This is a genomic window from Mycobacterium neglectum (assembly GCF_002591975.1).
GTDB lineage: Bacteria > Actinomycetota > Actinomycetes > Mycobacteriales > Mycobacteriaceae > Mycobacterium > Mycobacterium neglectum.
In genome coordinates this window covers 1-596 of sequence record NZ_NVQE01000120.1, presented here as the reverse complement: position 1 = coordinate 596, position 596 = coordinate 1, and the positions used below count along the sequence as shown (strand labels likewise).

The following is a 596-nucleotide window of genomic DNA, read 5'->3' as shown; positions in this document are numbered from 1 at the left end:
TTCTTTACAAGCAGAACACGGAATACGATACACACACTGGTCTCGTGGGCTCGGAGATTTATATACATGACAGACCTGGTCCTGGTCTGCCCCTACCACCACCGCTGCCATCACCGCGGCGCCATCACCATCACCGGACCCGCACCCAACATCACCGTCGGTGACGGTGATGTTGGGTGCGGGTCCGGTGATGGTGATGGCGCCGCGGTGATGGCAGCGGTGGTGGTAGGGGCAGACCAGGACCAGGTTGTGCAGTTCGGTGGGGCCGCCGTCTTCCCAGTGCCGGATGTGGTGGGCGTGTAGACCACGAGTCGCGCCACACCCGGGCACTGCGCAGGTCCGGTGGCGGTATTCCAGAGCACGGCGCAGCCGGCGGCTGATGGTGCGGGTGGCGCGCCCGGCGCCGATGGGTTGGCCGTCGCGTTCGAACCACACTTCACAGGTGGCGTCGCAGGTCAGGTATTGGCGTTGGGCGTCGGACAGCAGCGGACCCAGATGCAACTGGGCGACCTGATCCTTGACGTCGAGGTGGGCGATGACGGTGCAACGCTGCCCGTGCGGGCGGCGGGCCACCTCGGCGTCCCAGCCGGCTTCGA

2 pseudogenes are annotated in these 596 nt (G+C 66.1%); one reads left to right on the top strand and one right to left on the bottom strand.

The annotated features are described in order from the left end of the window. A pseudogene (locus CSQ99_RS31960) lies at nucleotides 1–165 on the top strand (hypothetical protein); the annotation flags it as partial. Here the strand turns inward: CSQ99_RS31960 and CSQ99_RS30645 are convergent. Further along, a pseudogene (locus CSQ99_RS30645) lies at nucleotides 157–596 on the bottom strand (HNH endonuclease signature motif containing protein); the annotation flags it as partial. The pseudogenes CSQ99_RS31960 and CSQ99_RS30645 overlap by 9 nt on opposite strands.